This is a genomic window from Roseateles chitinivorans, assembly GCF_050632235.1.
GTDB lineage: Bacteria > Pseudomonadota > Gammaproteobacteria > Burkholderiales > Burkholderiaceae_C > Roseateles > Roseateles chitinivorans_A.
Genome location: NZ_CP192584.1, coordinates 4,270,352 through 4,288,807, shown reverse-complemented (window position 1 = coordinate 4,288,807; position 18,456 = coordinate 4,270,352). Strand labels below are relative to the sequence as shown.

The following is an 18,456-nucleotide window of genomic DNA, read 5'->3' as shown; positions in this document are numbered from 1 at the left end:
TCCCGCCGAGGAGCCTCCCATGTGGATGACCCGCGTCTCGATCCGCAACCCCGTCTTCGCCACCATGGTCATGGTCGCGCTGTGCGTGCTGGGGCTGGTCGCCTATTCCAAGCTGGGCGTCGAGCAGTCGCCCGACATCACCTTCCCCGGCGCGCAGATCGACATCCAGTACCCGGGCGCCTCGCCCGAGGCCGTCGAGCGCGAAGTGGCCAAGCCGCTCGAGGAGGCGCTCAACACCATCGCCGGCGTGGAGCGCGTGCAGTCGCGCAGCTTCGAAGGCCGGGTGCAGACCTCGGTCGAGTTCTCGCTGAACGCCGACATGAACCGCGGCATGCAGGAGATCCGCGACCGTGTCGCGCTGGCGCAGGCGCAGTTCCCGCGCGAGGTGAAGCCGCCCATGGTGCAGCGCTTCCAGGGCGAGAACGCGCAGCCCATCATCGTGGCCGCGCTGATGAGCGGCAACCGCACGCTGCGCGAGCTGTCGATGCTGGCGGACCTGACGGTCTCCAAGCGCCTCGGCCGCGTCGAGGGCGTGGCCAAGGTGGACGTCGGCGGCATGGCCGTGCGCGAGGTCCGCATCGACCTCGATCCGACCCGGCTGCGCGCCTACAACATCACCCCGGCGGAGATCTCCACCGCGCTGAACGCGGCCAACACCGACGCGCCGGTCGGCCTGATCTCCAACCGCTACGACGACGCGATGCTGCGCGTCGAGGGCAAGGTCAAGGATCCGAAGCAGTTCGTCAACGTCGTCGTCGCGCGCCGCGGCGAGCTGGCGCTGACGCTCGGCGACCTGGGCACGCTCAGCGAGCGCGAGCGCGAGCTCGATTCCATCGCCCGCATCAACGGCCAGCCGGCGGTCACCTTCAACATCTTCAAGCAGCAGGACGCCAACATCGTCCAGACCGGCGAGGCGGTGAAGGTCGCCATCGAGGAACTGCGCAAGACGCTGCCCAAGGACATGGAGCTGCGCCTGGTCTACGTCAACAGCGACTTCGTGAAGCACTCGCTCGACGGCCTGCGCCACACGCTGATCGAGGGCGCGTTGCTGACGATCGCCATCGTGTTCCTGTTCCTGCACAGCTGGCGCTCGACCATCATCACCGGGCTGACGCTGCCGATCTCGGTGATCTCCAGCTTCATCGCGATCTACGCCTTCGGCTTCACGCTGAACTTCATGACGATGATGGCGCTCAGCCTGTGCATCGGGCTGCTGATCGACGATGCGATCGTGGTGCGCGAGAACATCGTGCGCCACGTCGGCATGGGCAAGGACCACCACCGCGCGGCCGAGGACGGCACCAACGAGATCGGCCTGGCCGTGATGGCCACGACCTTCGCGATCTGCGCGGTGTTCGTGCCGGTCGCCTTCATGGGCGGCATCGTCGGCAAGTTCTTCTATCCGTTCGGCATCACCGTCGCGGTCGCTGTGCTGGTGTCGCTGTTCGTGAGCTTCACGCTGGACCCGATGCTGTCGTCGGTGTGGCCCGATCCGCCCAGCACCTACGTCAAGAAGGTGCCGGTGATCGGCCACCTGATCCGCGCCACCGACGCCGGTATGGACGTGCTGCACACGGTCTACGAGAAGACGCTGCGCTGGGTGTTCTCGCCGCGCCGCTTCCGCATCCCGCTGCCGGCCTTCGGTCATGCGTTCGGGACCGAGGGACAGCGCCTGAAGGACACGCCGCGTCGCCTGCGCCTGGCGACGATCACGCCGCGCGGCATCGTCGCCTGGTCGGGCGTCGGCAGCTTCGTGCTGGCGATCCTGCTGGTCCCGGCGGTGGGCAGCGAGTTCCAGCCCCAGATCGACCAGGGCTTCACCCACCTGACGCTGCGCATGCCGGTGGCGACCAGCCTGGAGCGCGGCGAGGCCAAGGTGCGGCAGGTCGAGGAGATCCTCGCCACCTTCCCGGAGATCAAGACCGTCGCCACCGTCGTCGGCAGCAGCGGCGAGGGGCTGGCGACCGGCCGCAACCAGGCCAACCTGGACATCGCGCTGGTGGACCGCAAGCTGCGCAAGCGCACCCAGACGCAGGTTGAGGACGCGATCCGCGCCGAGATCGCGCGCATCCCCGGCGTCGAGGTCAGCGTCGGTTTCAACCGGCCGGTGTGGGTGACGATCCTGGGCTCCGATCCTGAAGTGCTGACGCAGGTGGCCAAGGACTTCGCCGAGAAGGTCAAGAAGATCAAGGGCGCCGTCGACGTGGACACCACCGTCAAGCCCGGCCTGCCGGCCTTCGCGGTCAAGCTGCGCGACAACGCGGTGCGCGAGCTCGGGCTGAACGCGGTGCAGGTGGCCTCGTCGCTGCGCGCCTACGTCAACGGCGACATCGCGACCTACTGGACCACGCCCGACGGCAACCAGGTCGAGGTGCTGCTGCGCCTGCCCAAGGCGCAGCGCCAGAGCATCGAGCAGATGCGCAACCTGCCGGTGGCCTTCGCCAAGGACGGCTCGCCGATCTCGCTGGAGCAGGTCGCGACGATCGAGCCGGTGTTCAACCCCGAGGTCATCCGTCGCCAAAACCTGCAGCGCCGCGAGGCGGTGTACGCCGGCGTGCAGGGCCGCCCGGGCGGCGACGTCAATGCCGACGTGCAGAAGCTGATCAAGGAGACGCAGCTGCCCCCGGGCATCAGCTTCATGGTCGACGGCGACGGCAAGCAGCAGGCGGAAGCCTTCAACGGCCTGCTGATCGCGATGGGCCTGGCGCTGATCTTCATCTACATCGTGCTGGCCAGCCAGTTCGGCAGCTTCGTGCAGCCGATCGCGATCATGGCCTCGCTGCCGCTGGCCCTGATCGGCGTCATGGTCGCACTGCTGCTGTGGAAGACGACGCTGAACATCTTCTCGATGATCGGCTTGGTGATGCTGATGGGCCTGGTGACGAAGAACGCCATCCTGCTGGTCGACTTCACCAACCACCTGCGCAAGGACCAGGACATGTCCGTGCCCGAGGCGCTGCTGCAGGCCGGCCTGATCCGGATGCGTCCCATCATCATGACGACCGCGGCGATGGTGTTCGGCATGCTGCCGATGGCCATCGCGCTCAACGAGGGCGGCGAGATCCAGGCCCCGATGGGCCGCGCGATCATCGGCGGCGTGATCACCTCGACGATCCTGACGCTGGTGGTGGTGCCGGTGATCTATTCGTACCTGGTGCGCGGCCGCAAGGTGTTCTCGGCGGCGGATGCCGGCACCACGCCCGATGGCCACGACCACAGCCACGGCCAGCCGGTGGTGATGCCGGGCACGCCGACACCCGGCATCGCGGACTGATGCGGCGCGGGGCTCAGCAGCTCTCGCGCAGCACCAGCTGGAATCCGAGGTCCATGCAGGCCTCGGGCACCGCCTCGTGGCGCATCAGCGCCACGAGCATCCGGGCCGCCTCCAGGCCGATCTGGCGCCGGGGCGTGCGCACGGTGCTCAGCGGCGGCAGCATCTGGTCGCCGCCGGTCAGGTCGTTGAAGCCGACGACCGCGACCCGTTCCGGCACCTTCACGCCCTGGCGCAGCGCCTGCAGCAGCGCGCCCTGCGCCAGGTCGTCGTTGTTGAAGAAGATCGCGTCGACATCGGGCGCCTCCCGCAGCACGCGCTCGAACATCACCGCGCCCAGCGCCAGCGACGACGGCGCGGCATCCAGGAACTCCAGCGCCGGATCGTGCGCCGCGCCCAGCGCCGCCCGATAGCCTGCGGCGCGCTGCAAGGTGCGCGGATCCAGCTGCGCCGCGGCGAAGGCGATCCGGCGGTAGCCGCGCCGGACCAGTTCGGCGGTCATCGCGTGGCCGGCCGCCTGCTGCGAGAAGCCGACCGAATGCAGGCCGGACTCGCCGCGGTTCTCCATCACATGGACGCAGGGCACGCCGCTGCCTTGAAGCAGGGCGCGCGACGCGTCGGTGCGATCGAAGCCGGTGACCAGCAGCCCCGCGGGCCGGTTCATGAGGTAGGTGCGCAGCAGCGCCTCCTCCTCCTCGGGGTCGTAGTGCGTGACGCCGATCAGGCTCTGGTAACCGGCGGCGAGCAGCGTGCGCTGGGCCGCATCGAGCAGATCCACGAACAGCGCGTTCGACAGCAGCGGGATCAGCACGACCACCTGGTTGCTGCGCGCCGAGGCCAACGCGCGCGCCGCCGGATCCGGCACGTAGCCCAATTGGGCGACGGCGGCGGTGACGCGCTCGACCAGCTCCGCGGCCACGCTGCGCTCGCCGCGCAGGGCGCGCGAGGCGGTGATCGGACTGACGCCCGCGGCGGCGGCCACGTCCTGGAGCGTGGCTCGGCCGGTGGCCCGGCGGCGTTTGGAGGAGGGCGCGTTCATCGGCTGCAGGATAGCGCTGTCCTCCTCCGGACGACAGCCGGGGGCGACCCCAACGCGGGGCATCCGCATCCCATGAAACCCCACGTAATCCCTGATCTGGTGCTCGGATGCACCACCTAAGATAGCGCTATCCCGCCGACATTCCTGTGCGACGGGGACTCGACGGCGACCCCGGATCCTCCGATCGCCGTCTCTTTTCAGATTCTGGGATAGCGCTGTCCAATGACCCTGCCGACCGTCACCGCCGCCTCGATCTCCGCGCGCGCCATCGTCGTGATGGGCGTGGCCGGTTGCGGCAAGACCAGCGTCGGACAGGCGCTCGCCCAGGCGCTGCACTGGCCCTTCATCGAGGGCGACGCGCACCACGCGCCGGCCTCGATCGCCAAGATGCAGGCCGGCCGGCCGCTCACCGACGAGGATCGCTGGGGCTGGCTGGAACGGCTCGGGCAGATGCTGGCCGAGCAGTCGCCGGTCGTTCTCAGCTGCTCCGCGCTCAAGCGCGCCTACCGCGACCGGTTGCGCCGCGCGTGCCCGTCGCTGCGCTTCGTGTTCATCGACATCGACCGGGCGCTCGCGCTGCAGCGCGTCGCCGATCGGGCCGACCGCCATTTCTTCTCGAGCACGCTGGTCGACAGCCAGTTCGCCACCCTGGAATCGCCCGTCGGCGAGCCCGGCGTCGTCGCCGTCCCGGCGACGCTGACGGTGGTGGACCAGGTCGACGAGGCGCTCGCGCTGCTGGGCCCGCAGAACAATCAGGAGACTGCCCCATGACCACGCCCGTCCCGGATGCTCCCGCCACCTCGGCGGCACCCGCGCGCCGCTCGCGCCCGCAGATCGTCGCGGAGGCCGCGATGGCCTTGTGCCTCGGCGTGATGGCGCTCGCGGTGTTCATCAACGTCGTGCTGCGCTACGGCTTCGGCAGCGGCATCAACGCGAGCGAGGAACTCTCGCGCCTGCTCTTCGTGTGGATGGTGTTCATCGGCGCGACCGCCGCCTATCCGCTCGGCGAGCACATGGCGTTCACGAGCCTGCTGCTGCCGCTGCGCAAGAAGCCTCTCGCGCTGCGCATCGTCACCGCGCTGATCCGCATCGCCGTTATCGCCGCGGCCGGGCTGGTCGGGTGGGGCGCGTGGCAGCAGGTCGTCGTCGGACTGGACAGCCAGTCGGTCGTGCTCGGCTACTCCAACGCGCTGCTGCCGCTGCCCGCATTGCTGTCGTGCGCCGCCATCGCGGTGATGGCGCTGTGGGAACTGATCCGCCAGCGACCGCTCGACCTCGAGCACGAGTCGGACATCGAATAAGGGCAGGGCGCATCGATCATGAGCAACGAAGCACTCGCCTTCATCGTCTTCTCCGTCGGCATGCTGCTGCTGATGGGCCTGGGCATCCCGATGGCCTTCGCGCTGGTGCTGACCGGCGCCGGCATGGCCTGGACGCTGGACTTCTGGGACACCCAGCTGCTCGCGCAGAACCTGGTCGCCGGCATCGACAGCTTCCCGCTGCTGGCCGTCCCGTTCTTCATCCTCGCCGGCGAGCTGATGAACGCCGGCGGCATCAGCCGGCGCATCATCCAGATGGCCCAGGCCTGGGTCGGCCACATCCGCGGCGGCCTGGGCTTCGTCGCGATCGGCGCCGCCGTGCTGATGGCCAGCATGAGCGGTTCAGCCCTCGCGGACACCGCCGCGCTCGCCACCATCCTGCTGCCGATGATGCAGCGCCACGGGTACCCGATGGCGACATCCGCCGGGCTGATCGCCTCGGGCGGCATCATCGCGCCCATCATCCCGCCGTCGATGCCCTTCGTGATCTACGGCGTGACGACGAACACCTCGATCTCCGCGCTGTTCATCTCCGGGATCGTGCCCGGGCTGTTCATGGGCGCGGGGCTGCTGATCGCGTGGAAGCTGCAGCTGCGCAAGATGGACCTGCCGCCGGGCGTCCCGCTGCCGATGGGCGAGCGGCTCAAGGCGAGCGCCAAGGCCTTCTGGGCGCTGCTGATGCCGCTGATCATCATCGGCGGCATGAAGACCGGTGTCTTCACCCCGACCGAGGCCGCCGTGGTGGCCGCGTTCTATGCGCTGGTGATCAGCTTCGTCGTCCATCGCGAGATGAGCCTGCGCGACCTCCACGGCGTGCTGGTCCGCGCCGCCAAGACGACGGCCATCGTGATGTTCCTGTGCGCCGGCGCGCAGGTCGCCAGCTACATGATCACGCTGGCCGACCTGCCGGGCGTGCTGACCGGATGGCTCGGCGGCCTGATCGAATCGCCGCGCCTGCTGATGGCGCTGATGATGGTGATCCTCGTCGTGATCGGCACCGCGCTCGACCTGACGCCCACCATCCTGATCTTCGCCCCGGTGATGCTGCCCATCGCCGTCAAGGCGGGCATCGATCCGGTCTACTTCGGCCTGATGTTCGTGCTCAACGGCGCCATCGGCCTGATCACGCCGCCGGTGGGCACGGTGCTCAACGTCGTGGCCGGCGTCGGCCGGTTGTCCATGCACCAGGTCATCAAGGGCGTGAACCCGTTCCTGATCACCTACACCCTCATCCTGGTGGCGTTCACCGCGTTCCCCGAGTTGGTCACTGCCCCCATCAAGTGGATGCGCTGAGCCGCATCCGGATCGTCGTCAAGAATCCCGTCGAGTCCCGTTCCCCAAGGAGACAAACATGAGCCTCAAGAGCCTGAACACCCGCCGAAAGATCCTGGCCGCCGCATCGGCGCTGGGCGCTGCGATGCTGACCGCCGCGCTGCCCGCGCAGGCCGCCGACATCAAGCCGCGCCTGATCCGCTTCGGCTACGGCCTGGCGGAGAACAGCAACCAGGGCCGCGCGGTGAAGGTCTTCGCCGACGAGGTGCAGAAGCTCTCCGGCGGCAAGATGAAGGTGCGCGCGATCGGCGGCGCGGCGCTCGGCCCGGACACGCAGATGCAGCAGGCGCTGATCGGCGGCGCGCAGGAGATGATGGTCGGTTCGACCGCGACCCTCGTCGGCATCGCCAAGGAGATGGCGCTGTGGGACACGCCCTTCCTGGTCAACAACGTCCGCGAGGCCGATGCGCTGCTGGACGGGCCGGTGGGCGACAAGGTCAAGGCCAGGCTGACGGACAAGGGCCTGGTCGGCCTCGTCTACTGGGAGAACGGCTTCCGCAACCTGACCAACAGCAAGCACGCGGTCAACAAGCTCGAGGACCTCAATGGCATCAAGCTGCGCGTGATGCAGAACAACGTCTTCCTGGACAGTTTCAAGCAGCTGGGCGCGAATGCGGTGCCGCTGCCGTATTCCGAGCTGTTCACCGCGCTGGAGACCAATGCGGTCGACGGCCAGGAGAACCCGTACAACACCATCCTGTCGGCCAAGTTCTACGAGGTGCAGAAGTACCTGACGGTGACCAACCACGTCTACAGCCCGTGGATCGTGACGGTGTCCAGGAAGTTCTGGGACGGCCTGTCCAAGGACGAGCAGGCGGTGCTGCGGCAGGCCGCCGTCAAGAGCCGCGATTTCGAGCGCAAGGACACGCGCGACGAGGCTGCCAAGGCGCTGGCAGAACTCAAGACCAAGGGCATGGCGGTCAACGAGCTGAGCCCCGCCGAGACGGCCCGCATGCGCGACAAGCTGACCCGCGTGAACGCGGGCGTGGCGACGCAGGTCGGCATGGACCTGTGGAACGAAACGCAGGCGCAACTGACGCAGCTGCGCGGCGGCAAGTGAGCGTCTGACGTGAGCGCATGAAATGAGCGCTTGAAATGAGCGCGTGACGCGCGTGCGACAGCGCGGCTCGGTGTTTTCCCCGGCCGCGCCTGCGCACGAATGCGCACCGCGTCTGTCGCTTTCTCCCCGATGCGCGGGAGACATTTCGTTACCGCCGCCTATCATGGTTCGAACGCCTTACCTGATTCGCGGATGCATCGACGACACCTGACCCTGGCGGGTCTGGCCTGGTTCAGCGGCGCACACGCCGCCGGCCATGCCACCTTGCCGCCTCCGGCCTTCGGGCCGGGGCCGGCGTCGACACCGCCCGCAACGCCTGCGGCGCCCACCACGCCCGCGGCGGCCATCGCCTCGTCCGGCGGTGCGCCGTCCGCGTCGCTGCGATTGCTGAGCGAGGAATTCCCGCCGATCAACTTCACCGAGTTCGGCCAGCCGCGCGGCCTCTCGGTGGACATCGTGCAGGCGATCCAGAAGCGGCTCGGCCAGTCGCTGCCGATCGAGTTCATGCCCTGGGCGCGCGCGTTCCGTGAAGCGCAGGACGGCCCGCCGGCGGCATTGTTCTCGATGGCCCGCATCCCCGAACGCGAGAAGCTCTTCCAGTGGGTCGGCCCGATCGTCACCTTCCAGAGCACCTTCTATGCGAAGGCCGGCAGCGGCATCCGGCTGCGCTCGCTGGCCGAGGCGAAACGCGCGCCCAAGGTGCTGGTCGTGCGGGACTGGTACACGCTGACTCAGCTCCAGTCGGCCGGTTTCCACAACCTGCAGCAGATCAGCGATCCGATCCAGGGCGTGCGCATGCTGGCTGCCGGTCGGGCACCGCTGTTCGCGGCGGAGAAGCTGTCGATGCCGCAGACGCTGGTGCAGGCCGGCGTGGACAAGGACGCCTTGGAAGAGGTCTTCAGCTTTGCCGCCAGCGAGGGCTACATCGCCTTCTCGCGCAGCACGCCGATGGGGACCATCCATGCCTGGCAGTCGCAGCTCAACGAGATGAAGCGCGACGGCACTTTCCAGGCCCTCTACCGGCGCTGGCTGCCGCACGACGCGCCGCCAAGGTAGGCTGCGGGTTCCACCGCAGTCGCGCGAGACCCGACCCTCGCGCCTTCACGCCATGTCGACATCGCCCCGACCGATCGATCTTGCCCTGCAGGGCGGCGGCTCCCACGGCGCCTTCACCTGGGGCGTGCTGGACCGGCTGCTGGAGGACGGCTCGCTGCGCATCGACGGGGTGTCGGGCACCAGCGCCGGTGCGATGAACGCCGCGGTGATGGCCACCGGCTTCGCCAAGGGCGGGGCGCTGGGTGCGCGCCAGGCGCTGTCGCGCTTCTGGCAGGACGTCTCCGGCGTGCCGGCGTGTTTCGGCGTCGTGGGCGAGGCGAAGGGCCTGGCGGACGCCGCGCGGCTCGAGACACCGGCCTGGGTCTTCAATCGCAGCGCCTGGCCGGGGATGGCCGCCTGGGACGCCTGGCTGCGGCTGTGGAGTCCGTATCAGCTCAATCCCTTCAACCTCGATCCGCTGCGGGACATCGTCCGCCGGCATGTCGACATCGACGCCGTGCACGCGGGACCGGTCAAGGTCTTCGTCACGGCGACCTCGGTGCGCACCGGCCAGCCGCGTGTGTTCAGCGGCGACGACCTGAGCATCGAGGCGCTGATGGCGTCGGCCTGTCTGCCGCATAGCGCGCAGACGGTCGTCATCGATGGCGAGCCGTTCTGGGACGGCGGCTTCTCGGGCAATCCGGCGCTCTGGCCGCTGGTCTACGGCACCGAGTCCGACGACGTGCTGCTGATCCAGATCAACCCGCGCCAGCACGACGGCATCCCCCGCACCTCCACCGAGATCGACGACCGCATCAACGAGATCACCTTCAACGCGAGCCTGGTCGCCGAGCTGCGGGCGATCCACTTCGTGCAGCGGCTGTTGCGCGACCAGCGCGTCGATCCCACGCGCTACAAGCAGATGCGGCTGCACCGCGTGGCCGACGAAGGCGGGCTGGCGCAGTTCGGCGCCTCCAGCAAGCTCAACACCGATCCGCGGCTGCTGACGACGCTGTTCGGGCTCGGGCGCACGGCGGCAGACGGCTGGCTGAGCACCTGTGCGAAGCACGTGGGTCATGAGAGCTCGCTGGACATCGGTGAAGTGTTCCTGGCGAATCGCGTGCGCAATGCCAAGCCGGCCGTCAAACCGGCCGTCAAGCCGGGCCGGAAGTCGACCAGGTCGGATGCTGCGGGCAAGACCTGACACCGCGGCGCCTTCGGAGAACACTGCGGGAGGACAGGCGCGGGCACTCCACGATGCAGGAGGCCTCGCGTCCGCGAACCTCCAGCATCATTCCGGCCCCAGCAGCGCTCGCTGACCTTGCCGGCGCTTCGCGCCGGTGGTGGGCTCATGGCCGTGGGCGCATGACCATTCGGTGGGCGGGCCTTCTGCAGGTGTGGCTTGAGACTCGCGGGGGGAGCGACAAGAATGGGGCTCACATCCTTCAACCGCCCCGCACCAGCGACCTTCCCGGCAGCACGACGCGACGGGCTCCTCCGGAGTCTCACGATGCCTCATGTCCTGCCGCCGCTGCCCTACACCGTCGACGCGCTCGAACCCCACCTCGACGCGCGCACGATGGAGATCCATCACACCAAGCACCACCAGACCTACATCAACAATCTGAACGGTGCGGTGGAAGGCACCGCCTTCGCCGACATCCCGGCCGAACAGCTGATCGTCCAGCTCGACGCACTGCCGGAGAACATCCGCGGCGTGGTGCGCAACAACGGCGGCGGCCACGCCAACCACAGCCTGTTCTGGACCGTGATGGCGCCGGCAGGCAAGGGCGGTGGCGGCGCGCCGACGGCGGACCTGGCCAAGGCGATCGACACCGACCTCGGCGGCCTCGATGCGTTCAAGGACAAGTTCACCAAGGCGGCGTTGACGCGCTTCGGCAGCGGCTGGGCGTGGCTGGCGGTCGATGCGCAGGGCCGGCTCGGCGTCGAGAGCAGCGCCAACCAGGACAGCCCGCTGATGGCCGGCATCGGCTCCGGCGGCACGCCGATCCTCGGCCTGGACGTGTGGGAGCACGCGTACTACCTCCAGTACCAGAACCGTCGTCCCGACTACATTGCGGCGTTCTACAACGTCGTGAACTGGGACGAGGTGGCGCGTCGCTTCGCGGTCGCGCGCGCGGGGGCGAAGGGCAAGTCCTGACCCCAGGCACCCGGCCTCGCGCCGGTCGACGTCCCGGCGCCGGGGGACAGGGAGAACCCCGGCTCGACGCGATTCCTTCACCGGATCGTCATCCACTTCCCCGAACATCGGTCCCCATATTTCGACGTGCGGAAAGCACGCGGCATTCGGGACCATCAGGGAAGACTTCGATGCGATCCATCCTGCTTCTGGCCGCTGCGGCGGCCGGCCTCGTCCATCAGACCGAGGCTAACGCCTTCGCCCAAGAGACCCACAAGCGCATCGCCATCGATGCGGTCCGCTACATGCAGCGGCATGCGGACACCACCAACTACGCGAAGCTGCTGGCCGGCGTGACGCGCGCCGGCTACACGATCGACCAGTTCGCCGAGCAGCTGGGCCAGGGCGCCTATGACGTCGACGACTTCGCCGATACCTACCTCTGCGGCGCCGTGACCGGCGATTGCGTGCTCGCGCCGGTCTGGGGACTGGGCTCGGGCATCGTCAACTACACGTCCTACTGGCATTTCCAGAACCGCACGCAGGGACCGGACGTCCACGGCAATCCGTTCGGCGGCTACAACTACGCCAGGCTCACGGTGAAGGGCGACATCGACGACCTCGCCGCCGCATGGCTGGTCGGCGACCACCTGGACGACGGCAAGGGCGGCATGAAGGGCTGGTTCAGCGACGGGAGCAAGTACAACTCGTACGGCCTCACCGAAGCCAACTATCGCCAGGGCGGTTCATCGAGTCCGTCGATGTACGCGGACTTCGAGAAGGCGCCGTTCCAGCCGATCGACAACCTGGGCCAGTACTGGTGGTCGCAGTTCCTGGCGCGGCCGACGGTGCAGAGCCTGGGCTTCGTCATGCACACGACGGACCTGCTGCAACCGCATCACACCTGGACGACGTCCGCGCTCAACCACTCCGGCTGGGAGACCTGGGTCAAGGACTACTACGACAGCGAGGCGCTGAACGGCGACGCGCTCGTCACCACGGCGCTGGGCAGCTACACGCCGTTGGCGACCACGGCGGCGGACATCCGGCCGCTGCTGCGCCAGGGCGGCCAGATCTCGTACAGCCGCGGCGGGCAGGTGCTGTCGACGACCGACCATGCGGTCCGTCGCGACGTGGGGCGCGTCGTCGTGCCGCATGCGATCGCGATGGTCGTCCATCTGCTGAATCGCGCGGCCGAACGGCTGTGAGGGCAGGACGCTCGCGCGCCACGGCGGCGGCCGTGGCGGCGCTGGCGCTCGCGTGCGGCGCGACGCTGCTGCCGGCGGGCGCCGGGTTCGCGGCCACGTCGGTCGACGCGCGCGCCGCGTCGGCCTGGATCGCCCGCGTCGGCGACGAGGCGATTCCTCGTCGTCCGGCCGAGGCGCTGCTGATGCTCGCCCGGCGGGAGCAGCCCGACCTGACCCTGCAGGAGCTGACGCGCCTGCTGGCCATCGACCTGCTGATGGGCGACGCCGCGGCGCGTGAGGTCGGCGACGCGGCGCTGTTCGCGAGCAGGCGGGTCGCCTTCGCGCCGGAGGTCGATGGGCGACGTCAATGGCTCGCGACCTTGCAGCAGGTCTGGCCCGAGCGGATCGAACGCGCCTGGCAGGCCGCAGCGCTGGAGATGCCGCTGACCGTCGATGCGCGCGCATGGCAGGCGCTCTGGGCGAGCGGGCCGGGCGACCGTCTTCGGATGAATGAAGACCTCGACGAGGCCCAGCATGCGGCCGCAACGCGCCTCATCCTGCTGCGACATCGGGGGTTCGGCGGCGGCCCCGCCGGGGCGATCACGCTGGCCGATCTCTGGCCGTTGCAGAACGTCCAGGGTCGGCGACTCCTGCGTGCCGGTGATCTCGACTTTGCCCGGGCCCAGGCGCGGCAACTGTTGCGGGAGCGGTTCGTCGAATCGTGGCTTCGTCGGGACAGCGGCTGGAGCGTCGCCGAGCTCGACTTCGTCCGCCGGGTCATCGAGGCCCGGCAGCGCAAGCTCGCCTGGCAGCGCTGGTTGGGCCTGACCGGCGATCCGCACGGGGACGCGCCGGCCCGGGATGCGTTGGCGGCGGCTGTCACGCCGGATGAGATCGAGGCCTACTACCGCGCCCATCGGGATCGTTTCGAGCGCCTGGAGTCCGTCGAGGGCTTGAGCCTGCGCTGCGATCGCGCCGGCTGTGCGGATGAGGCGCCAGTCCCGGATCTGAGGGGGCAGCCCGGCGTGACGCGGGTCGTGTGGCGCCTCGGCGATGCGCGGCCCCAGGCCGACGTCGATGCCTGGGTGCTCGACCTGCTGCAGGCCTGGCCGGTGGGTCAGGCCTCGCCGCCGATCCGGCATCCGGATGGCGAGGGCTGGGAGCGGGTGCAGTCCCTCTCGGTCAAGCGAGGCCACCATCCGGCCGACAGCGAGACGGTCCGTCACGAGGCCCGGCAGGCCGTGGCCCTGGAGAAGCTGGAGATGCGCTGGCAACAGCGGCAGGTCGAGCTGCTGGCGTCCGCGGGCTTGCGCTGGGCCCCGGGCATCACGCCGCCGGATCGGCCCTTCGAGCCGCAGCGGCCAATGCCGTCGAGCGGGGAGCACGGCCATGCGCATTGAAGTCGGGGCGGCGATCGTGCTGGCGGGCGTCGTGATCGCGTGGATCGCCGTCAACGGCCGATCCGACGAGAGCCGACCCGCACCGATGGCGGCCGCAGCTCGTGCAGCCGAGGCCGTGGTCTCGGCGGCGAGCCGGGCGGGTGCAGGAGAGGTCGCCGGCGAGCGCGTGGCACCGACGCCACCTGCGGACGGCTTGTCGGGAAGTGATGTGATGGCCGCGTCGGCGTCGCTGCCGGCGTCCTCACCTGGCGGCGAGCTCCCGGCGGCATGGAGCCTGGCGGACTCGCGCGTCGCGGGCGACGATCGCTCACCGCCGATCGAGCGGTCGGCGCCCGAGGCGGCCACGCCGGCCTGGCAGCTCGACAACCACCAGGCCTACTCGCGGCGTGAGCAGGACCGCCATCAGGCGGTGCAACGCGCTTTCGTCGACGCCGCGGACCGTGAGCTCCCTCGGCTCGATCAGCAGATCGAACAGGGGCGCGCGATGGGGGTGTCGCCGGAGCAATTGGCGAAGGGCGAGGAGAAGCGCCGCCGCATCGCGGAGATGCGCTCGCGGATGCAGGCGGACCTGGCAGCGAGCGCCGCTTCGCCTTGAGACGACATCACGCGCCCCGGATCGCGCTGAATCGGCCTGGCATCGTCTGAAGTGGTCTGAAGCGGCCTGAAGCGCGTGCTCAGGCGCGTCCCGGCGCGATCAGAGGCGCCCGGGTGGGCTCAGACAATGCGCCGGAAGCGCAGTTCCTCGATGAGGGACTTGTCGCCCACGGTGCTGACGCGCTGCTGGATCACCTCGGCCCGGCCGTCGGCGGCGAGCTGCTGGATCTCGCGCGCGGCGCTGTCGAAGACGAGCGGATGCTCCAGGGCGGAGCCGGCATGCGGCAGGTCGACGAGCTCCCCGGGCGTGGAGTCGAGGAACATCGTCATCGCGATCGAACTCATGCTGGACCTCACGAGCTGGCTGAACACCGGCAGACTCTATGCTGCATCGCAGCAGGTTCAAAGCCGGTTGCAACAAGTTTCCGAGCATGCGTCCGGCGATCGCACGAACCACGGATCTGCACCAGGGTGAACACGTCCCGGAAAGGAAAAACGGGAGCCTTGCCGGCTCCCGCTTCGGGTTTCCAACGGCCCTCAGGCCGACGTCCGCATCAGGCGACCGCCATCCCGCGCACCTTGAACCGGGCGATCGCCTCGGTCAGGGCCATCGCCTGCTGACGCAGGCTTTCGGCCGCCGCGGCACTCTGCTCGACCAGCGCCGCGTTCTGCTGCGTGCCGCGGTCGATCGCCGCCACTGCCTCGTTGACCTGCACGATGCCGTGGGTCTGCTGGTCGGTGGAGGCGCTGATCTCGCCCATCAGGTCGGTGACCTTGCGGACCTGCGTGAGCACCTCGTCCATGGTGCGGCCGGCTTCCTGCACCTGCACCGCGCCGGCATCGACCGTCGCGACCGAGTCCGAGATCAGCGTCTTGATCTCCTTGGCTGCCTGGGCGCTGCGCTGGGCCAGGGCCCGCACCTCGCTGGCCACGACCGCGAAGCCGCGGCCCTGCTCGCCGGCACGGGCCGCCTCGACGGCCGCGTTCAAGGCAAGGATGTTGGTCTGGAACGCAATGCCGTCGATCACGCTGGTGATGTCGCCGATCCGCTTGCTGGAACCGGTGATGGCTTCCATCGTCGTCATGACGCGATGGACGACTTCGCCGCCCTGGCCGGCGACCTGCGCCGCGGCATCGGCCAGGCCGGTGGCCTTGCGCGAGGATTCGGCGTTGACCTGCACGGTCTCGGTCATCTGCGCCATCGAGGACGCCGTCTCCTGCAGCGCGCTCGCCTGCGTCTCGGTGCGGCTGGACAGGTCCTGGTTGCCGCTGGCGATCTGCGTCGACGCGGTGGCGATGCCGTCCGCAGCCTGGCGCACGTTGGACACCATGGTCGAGAGGTTGCCGCTCATCGCCTTCAAGGCCGTCAGCAGCTGGCTCAGTTCGTCGCGGCCGTCGACCTGGATCTCGTCGCGCAGGTCGCCGTCGGCCACCGATTGGGCGACCTTGATCGCGCGGTTCAGCGGCGCCGTCACCGCGCGGCTGATCAGCCAGCCCAGCAGGCCGGCCACGCCGGCCGACAGGATCGCCGTGACGATGAGCAGGTTCCGGTCGGTGGCGAACAGCTCGGTCGCCTCCTTGGTCTCGGCGGCGGAGCGCTCGTCCTCATAACGGATGAAGTCGCCGGTGGCGGTCAGCAGCGCCGCCAGCAGCGGGCGGCATTCCGCGTTCATCTTGGCGACGGCGTCGTCGCGCTTGCCGTCGTTGGCCAGACCCACGATCACCAGGGCGACCTTGCCGTACTGCTCCTCGATCCCGGCGACCTTGTCGAAGAGGGCGCGGTCCTGCGACGTCGCATCCTTCGCGGCGGCCAGGTGGGACTTCAGCGTCGCCAGCGACTGGCCGACTTCCTCATGCGCCTTGGTGACGGCGGCCAGTTCCTTCGTCCGGTCTTCCGGCGTGGTGACCAGCACCAGATTGCGGGCCGCGATGGCGCGCGACTTCGCCGCGGACTGCACCGCGATCACCATGCGTTCCCGGGCGGCGACGCCGCTCAGGTAGTTCTCGACGCGCGTGCTCGACTGGTTGAGCCAGTGCAGCGCCGCGCCGGACACGGCGGCAACGATCACCGCCATCACCCCGAAACCCGCCCACAGCTTGGTCTTGACCTTGAGGCCTGAGAAGTTCATTTGTTATCCCCCTGATGGATGTGAAACCGTGGTTCCGGTCCCAATGTGATCTTCGGCGCTATTCGCACGTTTCTCAATTGGAAGCGCGCCGAAACCCGTGTGCTGCGATCACCTACATCAGGGAGAGGAGCGCCTCATGGTCGGGGAAAACCCGATGCCGCCCGGCCCCGCGGCCTCAGGCGCCGAAGGCGTGCGCCAGACCGGCGACCTCGCGCTCGAAGATCATCCGTTCGCGCTGCACGGCCTGCTGCGCGGGGCGCGAGAGTTCCAGGTAGAGCGGGAAGTCGCGCATCAGCCCGTGCGCGCCGGCAAAGACCTGGTCGACCTGGTCCGGCTTGAAGTAGCACTCGTCGGGCAGCGCGTAGTCGCGAGCCGCGCCGACATCCAGCGCGAAGACGCAGCAGTCGCGCATCAGCGCCTCGCGCGCCAGGCGGTCCTTGCCGGGGAAGGTGCCCAGGTCGATGAAGAGCTTGCTGCGGCCCAGCGCCTCGTAGACCTGCGCCCGCGTCAGGCCGCGGATCAGGTGGACCTTGCAGCCGTTCTCGGCCTCCAGCCGTGCCGCGATCGCGCCGACGTCGTAGACGACCTTGTGGTTGGCGTTCAGGGCGATGTCGGTCTTGTCGGCGGTCGCGAAGACCGGCTCGCCCTCGGCCGGCACCGGCTTGCCCGGCGTGTAGTCCGACAGCGGCAGCGTGCGCCCGCAGCCCAGCGCCCGGATCACGTCGTGCGCGTAGCCGGACTGGTAGGTGTGCAGCACCCGCTCGCTGCGCAGCAGGTTCAGGTTGATCTTGTTGACCGACAGGTACTCGAAGGCGTTGTCGATGCTCAGCCACCAGACCATGGGCGTGCAGGGCTGGAAGTAGCGCAGCCAGTGCACGTAGGTCTCGGCCAGGACGACGCAGGTGTCCGGCGTCATCGCGATCTCCTCGGCCAGGCGCACCTGGTACTTCTGGTAGTCGGCCACGGTGTTGGGCCGCGGCTGCAGCTTCAGCGCCGTGCCGGCCGTCAGGCCGTTGCGGCGGAACAGGTCGTCGACCGCCGGCAGGTCGGTCGGCAGCACGTACCAGACGCGCGCGTCGTGCCCCTGGCGGATCAGCGAGTCCGACAGCTGGTGCAAGGCCTCCGGGCCGCCGGTCTGCACGCCGTGGGGGATCAGGATGACGATCTGCTTCTTCGCGTTCATGGGGAGGCTTTCGAGAGAAGGTCCAGCCGCGCCTGCAGCTTCTGCGCCGCGGCCGGCGAGATCGCCTGCAGCCCGGGCAGCAGGAAGCCGCTGCGGGTCTTGACGATGCGGTCGGAGAGATGGTCCAGCAGGAAGTCGGGCATCTCGCGGTACACGCTGGGCAGGTGGAAGATGCCGTGGAAGCCGAAGGTCGGGTAGGGCACCGCCGGGAACTCGACCGAGAAGTGCGAGGCGATCGCCTTCGGCGCGAAGCGGCAGCCGGCGCGCTCCAGCGTCTCGCGCATCGTGCGGCAGATGAAGAGGTCTTCGGCTTCGGTCGGATCCGGGTAGTCGAGCTGCGCGACCGCGTGGACCAGCCGCTTCGAGCGCAAGGAGAAGCCGCCGTTGCCGACCTCGTTGACCGCGTAGTTGGGCCAGGGCGCGCCGATGTAGTCGTAGTGCAGGAAGTGCGGCGAGAACTGGTCGGCGTTGAGCACGAAGCCGTCGTACTGGATCACCAGCACATGGTCCGCGCTCAGGTGCTTCGCGAGTTCGCGCGTGATCAGCAGGTTGTACTCGGTGATCGAGCGCAACGTCGGCACCGGGATGACCGGCAGGCCGGGCCAGAGCTCGGGCTTGTCGGAGTAGATGAGCACCTGGCTGAAGGGCAGCCCCTGCTGCTCCATCGCCCGCATGCTGTGCAGCAGCGCCTGGCGCGCGAGCACATGCAGGTCGGTGTCGACGATGGCGACGGCGAGGCTCGGCCTGGAGGCGGAAGGCGCGCTCAT

16 protein-coding genes are annotated in these 18,456 nt (G+C 69.1%); 11 read left to right on the top strand and 5 right to left on the bottom strand.

The genetic code is table 11. From position 1 onward, the window contains the following. Window positions 1–19 precede the first annotated feature (19 nt). On the top strand, window positions 20–3,274 hold the full coding sequence (locus tag ACQ859_RS19375) for an efflux RND transporter permease subunit (protein ID WP_431262302.1): 3,255 nt from the start codon (window positions 20–22) through the stop codon (window positions 3,272–3,274). Window positions 3,275–3,287: 13 nt separating this feature from the next. Here ACQ859_RS19375 and ACQ859_RS19370 read toward each other — a convergent pair whose 3' ends face one another. Then, window positions 3,288–4,310, bottom strand: coding sequence for a LacI family DNA-binding transcriptional regulator (locus tag ACQ859_RS19370; RefSeq protein WP_431262301.1), 1,023 nt, complete (start codon window positions 4,308–4,310; stop codon window positions 3,288–3,290). A 276-nt stretch (window positions 4,311–4,586) separates the two neighbouring features. Between ACQ859_RS19370 and ACQ859_RS19365 the strand changes: the two genes are divergently transcribed. The 10 genes from ACQ859_RS19365 to ACQ859_RS19320 all read left to right on the top strand — a co-directional run bounded on the left by ACQ859_RS19365 (window position 4,587) and on the right by ACQ859_RS19320 (window position 14,378). Continuing rightward, complete coding sequence (locus tag ACQ859_RS19365; protein WP_431266600.1) at window positions 4,587–5,081, top strand: gluconokinase; 495 nt, start codon at window positions 4,587–4,589, stop codon at window positions 5,079–5,081. Further along, the gene (locus ACQ859_RS19360; RefSeq protein WP_431262300.1) at window positions 5,078–5,611 is read left to right on the top strand and encodes a TRAP transporter small permease; all 534 of its coding nucleotides are present in this window, start codon (window positions 5,078–5,080) and stop codon (window positions 5,609–5,611) included. Before ACQ859_RS19365 ends, ACQ859_RS19360 begins: the two co-directional genes overlap by 4 nt. Before the next feature lie 18 nt (window positions 5,612–5,629). After that, the gene (locus tag ACQ859_RS19355) at window positions 5,630–6,922 is read left to right on the top strand and encodes a TRAP transporter large permease (RefSeq protein WP_431262299.1); all 1,293 of its coding nucleotides are present in this window, start codon (window positions 5,630–5,632) and stop codon (window positions 6,920–6,922) included. A 58-nt stretch (window positions 6,923–6,980) separates the two neighbouring features. Then, complete coding sequence (locus ACQ859_RS19350; RefSeq protein ID WP_431262298.1) at window positions 6,981–8,021, top strand: TRAP transporter substrate-binding protein; 1,041 nt, start codon at window positions 6,981–6,983, stop codon at window positions 8,019–8,021. A gap of 192 nt (window positions 8,022–8,213) precedes the next feature. Continuing rightward, window positions 8,214–9,077 carry a substrate-binding periplasmic protein gene (locus tag ACQ859_RS19345; RefSeq protein WP_431262297.1) on the top strand — a complete coding sequence of 288 codons (864 nt, stop codon included), beginning with the start codon at window positions 8,214–8,216 and terminating at the stop codon, window positions 9,075–9,077. A 52-nt stretch (window positions 9,078–9,129) separates the two neighbouring features. Continuing rightward, entirely contained in the window at window positions 9,130–10,260 is a 1,131-nt protein-coding gene (locus tag ACQ859_RS19340) for a patatin-like phospholipase family protein (protein WP_431262296.1), read from the top strand. A 306-nt stretch (window positions 10,261–10,566) separates the two neighbouring features. Continuing rightward, the gene (locus ACQ859_RS19335) at window positions 10,567–11,217 is read left to right on the top strand and encodes a superoxide dismutase (protein ID WP_431262295.1); all 651 of its coding nucleotides are present in this window, start codon (window positions 10,567–10,569) and stop codon (window positions 11,215–11,217) included. Window positions 11,218–11,387: 170 nt separating this feature from the next. Beyond that, the gene (locus ACQ859_RS19330; protein ID WP_431262294.1) at window positions 11,388–12,404 is read left to right on the top strand and encodes a phospholipase; all 1,017 of its coding nucleotides are present in this window, start codon (window positions 11,388–11,390) and stop codon (window positions 12,402–12,404) included. Then, entirely contained in the window at window positions 12,401–13,783 is a 1,383-nt protein-coding gene (locus tag ACQ859_RS19325; protein ID WP_431262293.1) for a hypothetical protein, read from the top strand. The genes ACQ859_RS19330 and ACQ859_RS19325 overlap by 4 nt, the downstream gene beginning before the upstream one ends. Continuing rightward, a complete protein-coding gene (locus ACQ859_RS19320; protein ID WP_431262292.1) occupies window positions 13,773–14,378 on the top strand; it encodes a hypothetical protein in 606 nt (201 codons plus the stop codon). The genes ACQ859_RS19325 and ACQ859_RS19320 overlap by 11 nt, the downstream gene beginning before the upstream one ends. 119 nt (window positions 14,379–14,497) lie before the next feature. Here ACQ859_RS19320 and ACQ859_RS19315 read toward each other — a convergent pair whose 3' ends face one another. The 4 genes from ACQ859_RS19315 to ACQ859_RS19300 form a co-directional block, all read right to left on the bottom strand. Further along, window positions 14,498–14,722 (bottom strand): hypothetical protein, encoded by a 225-nt coding sequence (locus ACQ859_RS19315; protein WP_431257008.1) that lies wholly within the window; start codon window positions 14,720–14,722, stop codon window positions 14,498–14,500. 209 nt (window positions 14,723–14,931) lie between these two features. Further along, window positions 14,932–16,506, bottom strand: coding sequence for a methyl-accepting chemotaxis protein (locus ACQ859_RS19310; RefSeq protein ID WP_431262291.1), 1,575 nt, complete (start codon window positions 16,504–16,506; stop codon window positions 14,932–14,934). A 175-nt stretch (window positions 16,507–16,681) separates the two neighbouring features. Next, window positions 16,682–17,689: a hypothetical protein gene (locus tag ACQ859_RS19305; protein WP_431262290.1), complete on the bottom strand. Its 1,008-nt coding sequence runs from the start codon at window positions 17,687–17,689 to the stop codon at window positions 16,682–16,684. Continuing rightward, window positions 17,686–18,456 carry a DUF5672 family protein gene (locus ACQ859_RS19300; protein ID WP_431262289.1) on the bottom strand — a complete coding sequence of 257 codons (771 nt, stop codon included), beginning with the start codon at window positions 18,454–18,456 and terminating at the stop codon, window positions 17,686–17,688. Before ACQ859_RS19300 ends, ACQ859_RS19305 begins: the two co-directional genes overlap by 4 nt.